9 protein-coding genes are annotated in these 15,906 nt (G+C 68.1%); 7 read left to right on the plus strand and 2 right to left on the minus strand.

The features are described from left to right. Positions 1-125 precede the first annotated feature (125 nt). A complete protein-coding gene (locus tag ACEYYA_RS02720) occupies positions 126-3,578 on the minus strand; it encodes a pyruvate carboxylase (protein ID WP_374797297.1) in 3,453 nt (1,150 codons plus the stop codon). A gap of 141 nt (positions 3,579-3,719) precedes the next feature. Here ACEYYA_RS02720 and ACEYYA_RS02725 point away from each other — a divergent pair, with 141 nt between their 5' ends. Further along, positions 3,720-5,162 (plus strand): TrkH family potassium uptake protein, encoded by a 1,443-nt coding sequence (locus ACEYYA_RS02725; protein ID WP_374797299.1) that lies wholly within the window; start codon positions 3,720-3,722, stop codon positions 5,160-5,162. On the opposite strand, the gene ACEYYA_RS02730 is transcribed toward ACEYYA_RS02725, so the two are convergent. Continuing rightward, positions 5,159-7,057, minus strand: a complete 1,899-nt coding sequence (locus tag ACEYYA_RS02730; RefSeq protein WP_374797301.1) for a serine protease — start codon at positions 7,055-7,057, stop codon at positions 5,159-5,161. The two genes, ACEYYA_RS02725 and ACEYYA_RS02730, sit on opposite strands and share 4 nt — an antisense overlap. A 142-nt stretch (positions 7,058-7,199) precedes the next feature. On the opposite strand from ACEYYA_RS02730, the gene ACEYYA_RS02735 reads away from it, so the two are divergent. The 6 genes from ACEYYA_RS02735 to ACEYYA_RS02760 all read left to right on the plus strand — a co-directional run bounded on the left by ACEYYA_RS02735 (position 7,200) and on the right by ACEYYA_RS02760 (position 15,865). Next, positions 7,200-8,123: a glycine--tRNA ligase subunit alpha gene (locus ACEYYA_RS02735; RefSeq protein ID WP_374797303.1), complete on the plus strand. Its 924-nt coding sequence runs from the start codon at positions 7,200-7,202 to the stop codon at positions 8,121-8,123. Next, entirely contained in the window at positions 8,120-8,599 is a 480-nt protein-coding gene (locus ACEYYA_RS02740) for a DUF6446 family protein (RefSeq protein ID WP_374797305.1), read from the plus strand. The genes ACEYYA_RS02735 and ACEYYA_RS02740 overlap by 4 nt, the downstream gene beginning before the upstream one ends. Continuing rightward, on the plus strand, positions 8,599-10,962 hold the full coding sequence (glyS, locus tag ACEYYA_RS02745; RefSeq protein ID WP_374797307.1) for a glycine--tRNA ligase subunit beta: 2,364 nt from the start codon (positions 8,599-8,601) through the stop codon (positions 10,960-10,962). The genes ACEYYA_RS02740 and glyS overlap by 1 nt, the downstream gene beginning before the upstream one ends. A gap of 235 nt (positions 10,963-11,197) precedes the next feature. Beyond that, positions 11,198-13,798, plus strand: a complete 2,601-nt coding sequence (locus ACEYYA_RS02750; RefSeq protein ID WP_374797309.1) for a putative PEP-binding protein — start codon at positions 11,198-11,200, stop codon at positions 13,796-13,798. 321 nt (positions 13,799-14,119) lie between these two features. Further along, positions 14,120-14,863: a cell wall hydrolase gene (locus ACEYYA_RS02755; protein ID WP_374797311.1), complete on the plus strand. Its 744-nt coding sequence runs from the start codon at positions 14,120-14,122 to the stop codon at positions 14,861-14,863. 78 nt (positions 14,864-14,941) lie between these two features. Next, a complete protein-coding gene (locus tag ACEYYA_RS02760; protein WP_374797313.1) occupies positions 14,942-15,865 on the plus strand; it encodes a dihydroneopterin aldolase in 924 nt (307 codons plus the stop codon). Positions 15,866-15,906 lie beyond the last annotated feature (41 nt).

Genomic DNA, 15,906 nt, shown 5'->3' on the forward strand with positions numbered 1-15,906 from the left:
CCACCGGACCTTTTCCTGACCCTCCTGACCCCGGCGTATCTGGACAAGAAGGAAAGCCGCTTTCTTTCTTGCTGAAATACGCCAGGGGGTGAGCGGCGCAGCCGCGAGGGGGGCAGCGCCCCCCTTTACCCCAGTTCCACCAGCAGATCCTTGGCGTCGATCTGCTGACCGGCGTGAACATGGATCGCGGTCACGGTGGCCGCGCGGTCGGCATGGATGCCGGTTTCCATCTTCATCGCCTCGATGGTCAGAAGCAGATCGCCCGGCTGCACCTTCTGCCCCACGCTGACGGCCAGCGAGGCAACCGAGCCGGGCATCGGCGCGCCGACATGGCCGGGGTTGGCGCTGTCGGCCTTGGGCCGGGCGGCCGCAGCGGATTTCACCAGCCGGTTCGGCACCCGCACGGTGCGGGGCTGGCCGTTCAGTTCAAAGAACACCTTTACCTCGCCGTCGTCGGTGGTCTCACCCACCGCTTGCAGGCGCAGTTCCAGCGTCTTGCCGGGGTCGATTTCGGCGCTGATCTCCTCGCCCGGCTCCATCCCGTAAAAGAAGTTGCGGGTCGGCAGGGCCCGCACCGGGCCATAGATCTCATGGCGGCTGGCGTAATCGGTGACGACCTTGGGATACATCAGGTAGCCGGCCAGATCCTCATCGTCGATACGGGCGGGGTCGATGCCGCTGTCGGTGGCCAGCCTGGCGCGGGCGGCGGCCAGATCGGTATCCGGCAGGCCCTCGGCGGGGCGACGGGTCAGCGGGGCCTCGCCCTTCAGCACCTTTTGCTGGATCCCCTCGGGCCAGCCGCCGGGCGGTTGGCCCAGATTGCCGCGCATCATGTCGACCACGCTGTCGGGGAAGGCGACATCGGTGGCCGGGTCTTCGACCTGTTCGCGCGACAGCCCCTGCGCCACCATCATCAGCGCCATGTCGCCCACCACCTTGGAAGACGGCGTAACCTTCACGATGTCACCGAACATCTGGTTCACCTCGGCATAGGCCGCCGCGACTTCGTGCCAGCGGTCCTCCAGCCCCAGGCTGCGGGCCTGCGCTTTCAGGTTGGTGAACTGGCCACCAGGCATTTCATGCAGCCAGACTTCGGATGCCGGGGCCTCAAGCCCGCTTTCAAAGGCGGCATATTGATCGCGGACCTGTTCCCAATAGGCCGAGATCGCGCGGATCGCGGCGGGGTCCAGCCCGGTGTCGCGGTCGGTGTTGCGCAGCGCCTCGACGATCGAGCCAAGGCACGGCTGCGAGGTGCCGCCCGACAGCGCGTCCATCGCCGCGTCGATCGCATCGGCCCCGGCCTCGGCAGCGGCCAGCACCGTGGCGCCTGCCAGCCCCGACGTGTCATGCGTGTGGAAATGGATCGGCAGGCCGACTTCATCCTTCAGCGCGCGGATCAGGGCGCGGGCGGCGGCGGGTTTCAGCAGGCCCGCCATGTCTTTCAGGCCAAGGATATGGGCGCCCGCCGCCTCCAGCTCCTTGCCCATGGCGACGTAATAATTCAGGTCGTATTTGCTGCGGCCCGGGTCAAGGATATCGCCGGTATAGCAGATCGTGCCCTCGCAGATCTTGCCGGTCTCGATCACCGCATCCATGGCGACGCGCATGTTTTCGACCCAGTTCAGGCTGTCGAACACGCGGAAGATGTCGACCCCGGTTTCGGCTGCCTGCTTGACGAAGAACCGCACGACGTTATCGGGATAGGTGGTATAGCCCACCCCGTTCGCACCGCGCAGCAGCATCTGTGTCAGGATGTTGGGCATGGCCGCGCGCAGGTCGCGCAGGCGCTGCCAGGGGCATTCCTGCAAGAAGCGATAGGCCACGTCAAAGGTCGCCCCGCCCCAGCATTCGACGCTGAACAGCCCCGGCAACAGGCTGGCATAGGCGGGGGCGACGCGGATCATGTCGATCGACCGCATCCGTGTGGCCAGCAGCGACTGATGCCCGTCGCGCATCGTCGTGTCGGTGATCAGCAGGCGCTGCTGGGCGGCCATCCAGTCGGCCACGCCCTTGGCTCCCCGGTCCAGCAGGATCTGCCGAGTGCCCGCGGGCGCGTCATGCGGATGGGACGGCGGGCGCGGGGTCTTCAGCGCCTCGGCCGGGCGGGGGCGGCCCGCCGTCTCGGGGTGGCCGTTGACGGTGATGTCGGCCAGATAGGTCAGGATCTTGGTCGCCCGGTCGCGCCGCGCCTTGAAGGCGAACAGGTCCGGCGTCGTGTCGATGAACTTGGTCGTATAGGTGTCGTTCAGAAACACCGGATGTTTCAACAGGTTGATCACGAAGTCGATATTCGTGCTGACCCCGCGCACGCGGAACTCGCGCAGGGCGCGGTCCATGCGGGCGATGGCCTGGCCGGGGGTTTGCGCCCAGGCGGTGACCTTGACCAGCAGGCTGTCATAATAGCGGGTGATGACCCCGCCGGAATAGGCGGTGCCGCCATCCAGCCGGATGCCCATGCCGGTGGCCGACCGATAGGCGGTGATGCGGCCATAATCGGGGATGAAATTGTTCTGCGGGTCTTCCGTCGTCACCCGGCATTGCAGCGCATGACCCGACAGGGCGATGTCGCCCTGTGCGGCATGGCCGGTGGCCTCGGCCAGCGTCGCGCCTTCGGCAATGCGGATCTGGCTTTGCACGATGTCGATGCCGGTCACTTCTTCGGTGACGGTATGTTCCACCTGAACGCGCGGGTTCACCTCGATGAAATAGAACTGCTGGCTGTCCATATCCATCAGGAACTCGACGGTGCCTGCGTTCTGATAGCCCACGGCGCGGCCGATCTTCAGCGCCAGTTCGCAGACCTCGGCGCGCTGTGCCTCTGTCAGATAGGGGGCGGGCGCGCGTTCGACGACCTTCTGGTTGCGGCGCTGCACGGTGCAGTCGCGTTCAAACAGATGGTAAAGCCCGCCATGCAGGTCGCCCAAAAGCTGCACCTCGACATGGCGGGCGCGCAGGATCATCTTTTCCAGATAGCCCTCGCCATTGCCGAATGCGGCTTCGGCCTCGCGACGGCCCTCGCGGATCTTGGTTTCCAGTTCCTCGGGGCCGTTGATCGGGCGCATCCCGCGCCCGCCGCCGCCCCAACTGGCCTTCAGCATCAAGGGATAGCCGATGGCGGCGGCCTGGTCGCGGATTGCGGCCATGTCATCGCCCAGCACCTCGGTCGCGGGGATCACCGGCACCCCCGCCGCGATGGCGACCCGGCGCGCCGACGCCTTGTCGCCAAGTGCGCGCATCGTATCGGCGCGCGGGCCGATGAAGGTGATGCCCGCTGCCGCGCAGGCATCGACGAAATCGGGGTTCTCCGACAACAGCCCATAGCCCGGATGGATCGCATCGGCGCCCGATTCCTGCGCCACCCGGATGATCTCGGGGATCGAAAGATAGGCGCCGACCGGGCTTAGCCCCTCGCCGATGCGATATGCCTCATCGGCCTTGAAGCGGTGCAGGCCCAGCTTGTCTTCCTCGGCATAGACGGCGACCGTCTTTTTGCCCAGCTCGTTGGCGGCGCGCATGACGCGGATGGCGATCTCGCCGCGGTTGGCGATCAGGATCTTGGCAAAGGGGGTGGTGGTCATCGGGGGCCTCCTGCGTTGGCGCGAACCGGGCGGCGGCAGCTTAACGATGCCGCGCTGCGGCGCAAGGGGCCGGGCCGCAAGACGCGACCAAAGGCCGGGGCCGCTTGACAGGATCGGGGCGCGCGGCCCATGCCTGTCGCCATGGACCTGCGCCCTGTCGCCAATGTGATCGGAAAACTTGTGGCCGCGATGGGGTTGGCCATGCTGGCGCCGCTGATCGTCGACGCGGCGCGCGGCGATCCGCATTGGCAGGCGTTTCTGGGCGCGATGGTGGTGACGGTGCTGGCCGGAGTGCTGCTGACGGTGGCCACGCAAGGCGGGGAAAAGTCGCTGAATCTGCGGCAGAGTTTCGTGCTGACCACGGGCGTCTGGCTGGTGCTGCCAGCGGTGGGCGCGCTGCCCTTCGTGCTGGGCGCGCCCTATGTCAGCCCGACCGACGCCTATTTCGAGGCGATGTCGGGCCTGACCACCACCGGCGCCACTGCCTTCCCGGCGCTGGACGTGCTGCCCTGGGGCACGAATCTGTGGCGCGCGATCCTGCAATGGCTGGGTGGCCTGGGGATTCTGGTCGTCGCGCTGATCTTTCTGCCGGTGATGCGGGTCGGCGGGATGCAGTTCTTCAAATCCGAGGGCTTCGACACCCTGGGCAAGATCCTGCCCCGCGCCATGGACATCAGTTCCGAGATGACGCGCATCTATGTGGTGCTGACGGTGGCCTGCGGCTTCACCTATCTGGCGCTGGGGATGACGCCCTTTGACGCGCTGATCCATGCGCTGACAACCATGTCGACGGGCGGTTTTTCCAATCATGACGCCAGTTTCGCGGGCTTCATCGGGCCGAACGAATATGCGGCGGCGCTGTTCATGGTGCTGGCCTCCGCGCCCTTCATCCGCTTTGTGCAGGTGCTGAAGGGCGACCCGCTGCCCTTGTGGCGCGACGTGCAGCTGCGGGCCTATCTGCGCTGGATCGGATATGCGGTGGCGATCATCACCGCCTACCGCCTGATCCGGCATGAGGACGCCTTTTGGCCCACCCTGCGCGAGGCGGTGTTCAACGTCACCTCATCCTTTTCCGGCACGGGTTTTGTGTCGGCGGATGTGCTGGCCTGGGGGCAGCTGTCCTTTGTGGTGATGATCGTTGTCGGATTGATCGGCGGCTGCACGAACTCGACCGGCTGTTCGGTCAAGGTGTTTCGGTATCAGATCCTGTTTCAGGCGGTGCGCAGCCAGATCGGGCGGATGCACAGCCCGCATCGCATCCTTCCGGTGCGCTATGACGGGCAGGTGGTTCAGGCCTCGGTCATCGATTCGGTGATGGCCTTCGTGTCGATCTTTTTCCTGACCTTCGGTCTGCTGATCGTGGCGCTGTCGCTGGTCGGGCTGGACCCGTTCACCGCCTTCGTCGCGGCCTGGACGTCGATCGCCAATGTCGGGCTGATCTGGGGGCCTGGGCTGACGGCGAACGGATCGGTGGCCGATTTCCCGGTGGCGGCGAAATGGCTGATGATCCTGGGCATGTTCCTGGGCCGGCTGGAACTGCTGTCGGTGCTGGTCCTGCTGCTGCCGCGTTTCTGGCGCGACTAGTAGCAGGCGATTTCCACCGTCAGATCGCGCCCGCGTGCGGCCAGATCGGCGGCCTCCAGCGGGTCGCCCGGGGCCGCGACCACGGGCTGCACGCCCGCGCCTTGCAGGAAATCGCGCAGCGCGGGGGCCAGCCGATACGGGGCGAAATCCGGCGGGAACAGATGCGCACCGTCCTGCGGCACGGGCATCAGCATACCGGCCACCGCGCCTTGGGCATCCAGCACCGGGCCGCCGACATCGCCGGGGCGGATGGCGGCGGTGGCGCTGCCAAGGCTCGGCTCGCCCGCGGCATCTTCGGGGGCGGTGACGCGGCCTTGGGTCAGGATCGCACCGGGCAGGGTGCCGGGCCAGCTATAGCCCGCGACCGCGATGGCCGCGCCCGCGCCAGGCCGGGCCTCGGGTGCTGTCAGTTCGGCCACGGCGCGCGGGGCGATCACCCGTTCGGGGCGCAGGAAGGCCAGGTTCAGCCCCGGATCGGCCGCCAACTGCCGCGCCGGAATGCCGTCGATGGTCAGGCGGCGGCAGGATCGGGTCAGCGTCTCGGCGGTCAGCACCGCGCCATCGCGGCCGACGAAAAACCCCGAACCGGCGGCCTTGGGGGCGGCGCCGATCAGGCTGTCGGCCAGATCGGCGGGGGCCTCGGCCAGGCTGGCCTGCGCGCCGGGGTCAAGGGTCAGGGTGCCAAGCGGCCGGAAGCTGTCAGCCATCAGCCCCAGAACCCGATCGCGGCGGGCCTGATCGGCGGCGGGCCAGACCAGCACGAAGCCCCGCAGGATGCCGCCCTCCAGCCGTCCGGTCGCATGGGTCAGCACCGATCCGGTCTGACCGTCGATGGTAAAGCTGTCGCGCGTGGCCTTGCGCGTGGCGCCCTCGGGCAGCACGTCCAGGCTGGCGATCAGGTCGCCCATGGCCGCCAGCCCGCGCGCATCGCCGGGGCGTGAGAACAGGTAGAGTTCGACCCCCGACGCATCCTTGCTGCGAAAGATCGCAAACGGCGGAACAACCCTGTCGAACCGCACAAGACCGGTGGGGATCAGCATCTCGATCCCCGGCGTCGGGTCGGTCAGCGGCTCAAGCCCAAGCGCGGCAAGCCCGGCGCGCCAGTCGGCGATCAGGCGGTCGTGGTCGGCGCGCGACAGCACCCCCGTCGCCTCATGTCCGGCGCCGGATTGCCAGGCGGCGATCGCCTTGCGCGTGCCCGCCCCAAAGGCGCCATCGACGCCGCCCGGATCATGGCCCAGCCAGGCAAGGGCGCGCTGCACATCCTCACGCGCGGGGCGGTCCAGCGCGGCCTCATCGGCGCGGGCGGCGGCAAGGCGTTCGGCGGCGGTCTGGGGGGGCGGGGCTTGCGGGGCAGGGGCGTCGGCGGACACGGCGGCAGGGGCGTCCGCCGCTGCGCCCGACCCACCCCCGACATCCGCCCCCTGCGCCGGGTCAGCCCCCGAGGCATCGCCTGCGGACCCCTGTGCCGGCTCAGCCCCCGAAACACCGCCTGCGGCCCCCTGCGCCGGGTCAGCCCCCGGAGCATCACCTCCGGCCGCCTGCGCGCCCCCCTCCAGTGGCCAGAACGGCGCGGCATAATCGCGGCCCGTCGCCAGATAGCTGTCGGCGGGCACCGCGCCCGCGGCCTTCAGCGCGGCCAGACGGGCTTCGGCCTCGGCGCGATCCAGGGGGCCGATCGCCATCGCATACCAGCCGCTGTCCAGCCGGAAACCGACAAGCCCCGGCAGCCGCGCCGCCCAGTCGGCAGCCCGCGCCTCGGCCTCGGCGGCGCTGCGCTTGGCCTCGATCTGGATATAGACCTGATCGGCCCAGGCCGCGCTGCCCATCAGCATGGCCATCCCGATCCCGCCCAGGATGCCCCTGATCCCGCCGCCTGCCTGCCTGCTCTGCATCCTGATCCCCTTCGTTGCGCCGCCACGTTAGCCGGGCCGCCCCGGCGCGGCAACCGCCCCGCCCTTGCAGCGCCCCACGTTGACCGCGCCCCCGCCTGCGCCTATGGGTAACCCGCCCGTCTGACCGCCAAGGATCCCCGCCATGACCCACAGCCCCACCCAACCCCGGTCCTTCCAGGAGGTGATCCTGCGCCTTCAGACCTATTGGGCGTCCAAGGGCTGCGCCATCCTGCAACCCTATGACATGGAGGTGGGCGCGGGCACCTTTCACCCCGCCACCACGCTGCGCGCGCTTGGCACGCGCCCCTGGGCTGCGGCCTATGTCCAGCCCTCGCGCCGGCCAACCGACGGGCGCTATGGCGAAAATCCGAACCGGCTTCAGCACTATTACCAATACCAGGTGCTGATCAAACCCAGCCCGCCCGATCTTCAAGACCTGTATCTGGGCAGCCTGCGCGCCATCGGCATCGACACTGACCTGCACGACATCCGCTTTGTCGAGGACGACTGGGAAAGCCCCACCCTCGGCGCCTGGGGCCTGGGATGGGAGGTCTGGTGCGACGGCATGGAAGTGTCGCAATTCACCTATTTCCAGCAGGTCGGCGGCCATGACTGCCGCCCTGTCGCGGGCGAGTTGACCTATGGCCTTGAACGGCTGGCCATGTATGTGCTGGGCATTGATCACGTCATGGACATGCCGTTCAACGATCCCGGCAGCCCCATCCCGCTGACCTATGGCGACATCTTCCGCCAGACCGAACAGGAATATTCGCGCTGGAACTTTGACCAGGCCGATACCGACATGCTGTTTCAGCATTTCAAGGATGCCGAGGCCGAATGTCACCGCATCCTGGCCGCCCCCGCGACCGATGCGGCCGGCCGCACCATCGTCATGGCCCATCCGGCCTATGACCAGACGATCAAGGCCAGCCATATCTTCAACCTGCTGGACGCGCGCGGCGTCATCAGCGTGACCGAACGCCAGGCCTATATCGGCCGCGTCCGCGCCCTGGCGAAAGCCTGCGCCGATGCCTTTGTCACCACCCCCGCCGGGGGCGCGGCATGAACGGGCGCATCGTTGGCGCGGGCCTGATCCTGGTGGCCGCCCTGTCGGGGCTGGTGATGTATTACCTTCAGGTCTACGGCTTTTATGAGCCCGTGGACCAGGTGACAGGTGTGCAGGAACTGGCCTTCACCGATGCCAATGGCGCGCCGCATCCGCTGCCGGTCGCGGGCTTCGCCGGTATCGACGCCGCCAGCAGCCCGCTGCGCTATCGCGCCTGTTTCACGCTGACGCCCTCGGCCCTGACCGAAGGCGCGGGTTACGATGCGCCGACGCCGCTGAACGGGCCGAAATGGTTCCAGTGCTACAATGCCCGCGCCCTGACCGAGGATCTCGCCTCGGGTGCGGCCCGCGCCTATCTGGGCACCCGCAACATCCACCCCGGCATCGACCGGGTGATTGCCGTCTATCCCGATGGCCGGGCCTTTGCCTGGCATCAGTTGAACGAATCCGCCGAGGAAAAGAAGGTTATCGAATAATGGCCGACCTGCTGATTGAACTCTTTTCCGAAGAAATCCCCGCCCGGATGCAGCCCCGCGCCCGCGAGGATCTGAAAAAGCTGATGACCGACGGGCTGGTCGGGGCCGGGCTGACCTATCGCAGCGCCGGGGCCTTCTCGACGCCGCGCCGCCTGACCCTGACCATCGAGGGGCTGGACGCCGCATCCCGCCCCGTGCGCGAGGAACGCAAAGGCCCGCGCGCTGACGCCCCCGCACAAGCGATCGAGGGCTTTCTGCGATCCACCGGCCTGAGCCGCGATCAGCTGGAAGAACGCGACACCGGCAAGGGCGCGATCCTGTTTGCGGTGATCGACAAGCCCGGCCGCCCCGCCGCCGAGATCCTGGCCGAGGTGCTGGAGGCCACGATCCGCAATTTCCCCTGGCCCAAGTCGATGCGCTGGGGGTCGGGCAGCTTGCGCTGGGTGCGCCCGCTGCATTCGATCATCGCTCTCTTGTCGGACGAATCCGGCGCGCAGGCCGTGGCGCTGGATGTCGACGGCATCACCGCCGGGGCGATGACGCGCGGCCACCGCTTCATGGCGCCTGACCCGATCACCGTCACCGGTTTCGATGACTACGCCGCCAAACTGCGCCGCGCCCGCGTCATGCTGGACCCGGTCGAACGTGAGGCCGCGATCTGGTCCGCCGCCGAAAACCTGGCCTTCGCCCAAGGGCTTGAGGTCGTCCCCGATGCGGGCTTGCTGGCCGAGGTCGCGGGGCTGGTCGAATGGCCGGTGGTGCTGATGGGCCGCATCGACGACGCCTTTCTGGGCCTGCCGCCCGAGGTGCTGCAGACCTCGATGAAGGAACATCAGAAGTTCTTCTCGGTCCGCAATCCGAAAAGCGGCCGGATCGAGGGATTTGTCACCGTCGCCAACCGCGAGACCGCCGACAATGGCGCGACGATCCTGAAGGGCAACCAGAAGGTGCTGTCGGCGCGGCTGTCGGATGCGCGGTTCTTCTGGGACAACGACCTGCGCGTGGCCAAGGCGGGGATGGACGACTGGGCCGAGGGGCTGGCCGCCGTCACCTTCCACAACAAGCTGGGCAGCCAATCCGACCGCATCGCCCGCATCGCCGCGCTTGCGCGCGAAATCGCGCCTGCGGTCAAGGCCGACCCTGCGCAGGCCGAACGCGCGGCGAAGCTGGCCAAACTTGACCTGCGATCCTCGATGGTGGGTGAATTCCCCGAGTTGCAAGGCGTGATGGGCCGCTATTACGCGCTTGAGGCAGGCGAGGACGCCGCGGTGGCCGACGCCGCCCGCGACCATTATTCGCCGCTGGGTCCGACTGATGATGTGCCGACCGCCCCGGTGTCGGTCGCTGTGGCCTTGGCCGACAAGATCGACACGCTGATCGGCTTCTGGGCGATTGATGAAAAGCCCACGGGGTCGAAAGACCCCTTCGCGCTGCGCCGGGCCGCGCTGGGGGTGATCCGGTTGGTGTTGGGGAATGGGGTTCGGGTGGGGTTGGGTGACGTCGCAGAGAGTGCCCTTAAGGGCGTTCACTCGACACTTGACGGCTTGGAACTCATTGGTCGGATTGACGATTGGGCAGATGGCGTCAATGAGCACTCAGCTTGGCTGGCCAAAGCTATTCCCGTGGCACACGATGAGGGCCATCTTATCGATCTGCTTAAGATGCTAAGAATGGTCCCGGCCGACCTGCCTTTGGATGAGGAATCAGGTCAAGAAGAAATTGAAGATGGTTCAGAGACAGCCGATTTGCTCGAGGACTATAACCGTCGTGTTAGTGAGGCCGAGGCTGAATCCGAAGATGAAATCGAAAATGAAGAGCCTCCCCGGAAGCTACTGACCGCCGACCTCCTGTCTTTCCTCCACGACCGCCTCAAGGTCCACCTGCGCGAGCAGGGCATCCGGCATGACGTGATCGACGCCGTGCTGGCCATGCCGGGCAGCGATGATCTGGTGCTGGTGGTCAAACGGGCCGAGGCTCTGGCGGCCTTCCTGAAAACCGAGGACGGGGCGAACCTGTTGCAGGGCTTCAAGCGCGCCAACAACATCCTGACCCAGGCCGAGGCCAAGGACGGCGTGGAATACAGTTTCGGGGCTGACCCGAAGTTCGCCGAGACCGACAGCGAAGGCGCGCTGTTTGCCGCGCTGGATCAGGCCGAGGCCGCCATCGCCCCCGCGCTGGCGTCCGAGGATTTCCCCGCCGCCATGGCCGCCATGGCCCGGCTGCGCGCCCCGCTGGATGCGTTCTTCACCGACGTGCAGGTGAATGCCGACAACCAGATCGTCCGCCGCAACCGGCTGAACCTCTTGTCGCGCATCCGCGCCACGCTGGCCCAGGTCGCCGACCTGACCCGCGTCGAGGGCTAGGGCCGACCGGGCGCGTCCCCGCGCCCGGCAGGCCCATTCCCCCGGAACGGTGCACGAACTGTGCACGGCTTGTGCCGCGGCGGTGCATCGGTTGTGACATGCGTTTTTCAGCGATTACAGGGGCTTGCGGGGCGATCTTCACATCTGCTGTGAACATCGTCCCGCAGGCCCTGCCCACAGGTCGCACTTGCCAGATCACGCGCGGCTTGTAAGGTGCGGCAAAAGGATTGCCGCAATGCAGCACCACCGTGACCTGACCGATTGGACCGCCATCGCCCCCGCCGCGACGGTTGAGGCCGCCCGCCACGGCTGGCGCGCGAAATGCCTGCAACGGCTGGTCAGGCTGGACCTGCCGGTTCCCACCGCCATCGCGCTGTCCTGCGATCTGGTGCGCGCCATCGCTGGCGGCGCGGCGCCCGACATGGGCCGCATCGCAGCGGTCTTTGGCGATGACATGCTGGTTTCGGTCCGCCCCTCGCCGGCCAATCCCGATTGGGGCGGGCCTGGCTCGGTGCTGAATGTCGGCATGAACGACGCCCGCCACGCCGAGCTGACCGCCACCCTTGGCGCCGATGCCGCCGACGCGATGTATCTGCGCTTCGTGCAAAGTTTCGCCACCCATGTCGCGCGGCTGGACCCCGACATGTTCGACCGCGCCCCCGGCCCCGGCGCACTGGCCGCGGCGCTGTCGGCCTATCACGCTGAAACGGATGAGGATTTTCCGCAAGACCCGGCCCGGCAACTGGCCGATGTGCTGCGCTCGATGGCGCGCGCCTGGGAAGGGCCGACCGCCCGGCTGCTGCGCCAGGCCAAGGGCGCGCCCGCCGATGCGGCGCTTGGGCTGATCGTGCAGACCATGGCCAAGGCGCTTGGGCCGGGGCTGTCGGGCTCGGGCACCATGCAATGTGTCGACAGCGTGACCGGCACCCCCCGCATCACCGGGCGCTTTCGCGGCCAGATGCAGGGGCGGGGCGCGGCGGGCGATGCCCTGTATCTGACCCGCGACGCCCGTGGCCCCAGCCTTGAGGATGCGGCCCCCGCGGTCTTTGCCGAACTCCACGCCGCCGCCCGATCCTGCCGTGCCCGCCTGCGCGAGGAAATGCAGATCGAGTTCGTGGTCGAGGACGGCCAGTTGCGCATCATCGACGCGCAAAAGGTCGCCCGATCCTCGCGCGCGGCGGTGCGCATCGCGGTCGGGCTGGCGCAGGACGGCATCATCACCCGGCAAGAGGCGCTGCTGCGGGTCGAGCCCCGCGCGCTGTCGGAATTGCTGCATTATCAGGTCGATCCGCGCAGCCCCCGCGACCGCCTGACCCGCGCCATCGCCGCAAGCCCCGGTGCGGCGACGGGTCGGATCGTGCTGACCTCGGCCGCCGCGCAAGCCGCCGCCGCGCGCGGCGAGGCCTGCATCCTGGTGCGCCGCGAAACCGCGCCCGAGGATATTCGCGGCATGCATGCCGCCGTCGCCGTGCTGACCGAACGCGGCGGCATGACCAGCCATGCGGCGGTGATCGCGCGCGGCCTGGGGCTGCCCTGCATCGTCGGCGCCTCGGATCTGCGGCTGGATGCGCGCGACCGGGTGATGCGGCTGCCCGATGGCCGCATCCTGCGCGAGGGCGATGAAGTCACTGTCGACGGCACCTCGGGCGAGGTGCTGGCCGGCGCCGCCGAGATGCTGGAGCCGGCGCTAGACGAAACCTTCCACATGCTGCTGCACTGGGCCGACAACGAACGCGACATCGGCGTGCGCGCCAATGCCGACACCCCCGAGGACGCCCGCACCGCCCGCATGTTCGAGGCAGAGGGGATCGGCCTGTGCCGCACCGAACACATGTTTTTCGACGAAGATCGCCTGACCGTCATGCGCGAAATGATCTTTGCCGACACCGCCGCCGACCGGCAGATGGCGCTGGAACGGCTGCTGCCGATGCAGCGGTCGGATTTCATCGCGCTGTTCGACATCATGGCGGGGCAGCCGGTCTGCATCCGCCTGTTCGACCCCCCCCTGCATGAGTTCCTGCCCCATGACCGCGAGGGGCTGCGGTCGCTGGCCGAGGCCGTCGACCGCCCGCTGTCCGAGGTCACCCGCCGGGTCGATGCGCTGACCGAGTTCAACCCGATGCTGGGAATGCGCGGCGTCCGGCTGGGCATCGCCATGCCCGAGATCTATGAAATGCAGGCCCGCGCCATCTTCGAGGCGACGGTCGAGGCGCAGCGCCGTGGCGCCCGCGTGGTGCCCGAAATCATGATCCCCCTGGTCAGCGCCGCGCGCGAGGTCGAGATCGTCAAGACCCGCATCGACGCGGTGGCGGCGGCGGTGCGTGTCGCCATGGGCGCGGGCTTCGACTATCGCCTGGGGGTGATGGTCGAAACGCCGCGCGCCGCCCTGCGCGCCGGTGAGGTCGCGGCCAATGCCGACTTCCTGTCCTTCGGCACCAACGACCTGACGCAGATGACCTATGGCCTGTCGCGCGACGATGCGGGGCGGTTCATGTCGGCCTATGTGAACCAGGGCGTTTATCGCGAGGATCCGTTTCATGTGCTGGACACCGACGGCGTGGGCGAGCTGGTCCTGCTGGGCGCGCGGCGCGGGCGGGCTGCCAAGGACGGGCTGACGATCTCGATCTGCGGGGAGCATGGCGGCAACCCGGAATCCATCGCCTTCTGCCGTGCGGCGGGGGTGGATTACGTGTCCTGTTCGCCGTTCCGGGTGCCGGTCGCGCGGCTGGCGGCGGCGCATTTCGCGATCCTGGCGCCGCGCGCGGAACCGGCTGGCACCGGGGCCGGGTCGGGGTCCAGGTCGGGGCCCAAGTCGGGGGCCGAATCGGGGGGCTGATCCGGCGCCGTCGCGGTGCCGCTACGTCATCCGACATGTCGCGCCGGGGCTGTGGAAAATATTTTCAATCCGCGCTTTCGACCGCTGGAAGTGGCTGTGAAAGCGCAGTAAATCGCAGAAATCTGCCCTGTTTCACCCGAATCATCGGCGGAAAATTGCCAGTTTCAACCCTGGGATGTGCCTTCACGCGGCCGTGTGTCTATCGCGGCTGGACGGGTTCGCATGTCTTGGATAGCTCGCGCGGATCGGTCGGCCCAGCCCACCGATCTGTCCGAGGCTGCCATGGGGTTGTGCATGTCACATCACATACTGACAGGTCTGTTGACCATCGAACCGAAACCGCTGACGGGAATGCGTCGGCTGATCGGGATCACCGCATTGGCGGTGGCGGTGGCGGGGCCTGTGCAGGCGGATGGGCTGGCAGGGGCGCAGCTTGGCTTTTCCAACTCAGCCACGGCGGCGGCACTGGCGGCGGTCGAGGAGGCGACGACGGTGGATGGTCAGCCCCATCCGCGCCGCGACGTGACCTTTGCCGAACGCCAGGAGCAGGCGCGCCGCCGCACCGCCGAGCGCATGGCCAAGACCCATCGCGAGGTGCCGATCCGGGTGCAGGGCAGCTTCCCGACCGCGCGTCAGGCCGCCGCGATGCAGGCCGGCCCCGGGTCCGAGGCGGAACTGCAATGTCTGGCCGAAACCCTGTATTTCGAGGCGCGCGGCGAAAGCCGTCGTGGACAGGCGGCGGTGGCCGAGGTGATCCTGAACCGCGTCGACAGCGGGCGTTTTCCCAACACCATTTGCGGCGTGGTCAAGCAGGGCCGCGCCGGGGCCTGTCAATTCAGCTATAACTGCGGCAGCCCGCGCCCGATCCGCGACATGGCGGCCTTTGCCCGCGTGCAGCGCGTGGCCCGCGATGCCCTGGCCGGTGGCGCGCGTGAACTGACCGGCGGCGCGACCTATTTCCACACCCCCGCCGTCAGCCCGCCCTGGTCCAAGCGTTTCGTGCGCACCGTTCGGATCGACAACCACATCTTCTATCGCCCCGGCGTGCGTGTCGCACAGAACTGACCGCCCGCGCGTCGTGCAGAACAGGCCCGGTGTCGTTTCGCGCTGTCTGCGGCGCGCGCCTCGGTGTAAAAGGCGGGCATGACCAGCGACATCCACCTTGCCTTCGCCCATCCCGAGGAACGCGCCGAGGCATCCTCGGGCGCTGATCCGCGTGACCGGATCAGCCTGCGCGATCATGTCGTGACCGCCGATATCGGCGCGTTTCAGCAGGAGCGCGGCCAGGGCCAGCGGCTGCGCTTCAACATCGTGGTCGAGGTGCGGCCGGTTGCCGGGGCGGTTGATGACGATGTGGACCGCATCCTGTCCTATGACCGGCTGACCGAGGCGATCGCTGCCGAACTGGCGGCCGAGCGGCTGAACCTGCTGGAGACGCTGGCCGCGCGGGTGGCCGAACGCATCCTGGCCGAGCCGCAGGCAATGCGCGTCTTTGTGCGGGTGGAAAAGCTGGATCGCGGCCCGGGCGCGCTTGGCGTGGAAATCGTGCGGTCGCGCGCCGAGGCGCCGGTGCGCAGCGATGCGGCGCAGGTCGCGCTGCACCCGGTGGTGGCGCATCTGGACAATGCGGTCATCGGCGGGGCGGGGCTTGCCGGGGTGCTGGACCGGCTGGGGGCGACCGGCCTTCCGGTGATCCTGACGGTCGGCCTGCCGGCTGTGCCGCGTCCGGTCACCGGGCATCGGCCCACGCAACGGCGGGTCGATCTGCTGGCCATCGAACAGAACGCCTGGTGGCTCGCGGCGCGCGATCCGCGCTGTGTGGTGGTGGCGACGCGCACCGAAATCGACTGGGCGATGAAGCATGGGCAGATGGTGGTGTGGGCGCCGTCCAAGATCGTGCTGGACACGCCTGATGGCCCGCGCGGGCAGGCAGGCGACGGCGCCGCTTTGGCCTTGTGGCTGGCCGAACAGATGTCGGCGGATCGGCTGGAACTGATCGGTCCAGATCACGCGGGTGTTTCGACCCCGGCGGGAAGCCGCGTGCCGGTGCTGCGCCGGGCCGACTGATCGCGCGCCCGGCTTGCCTGCGGGCTGGTTTCGGATCATAC

It is taken from the genome of Paracoccus zhouxuedongae, assembly GCF_041927815.1.
Lineage (GTDB): Bacteria > Pseudomonadota > Alphaproteobacteria > Rhodobacterales > Rhodobacteraceae > Paracoccus.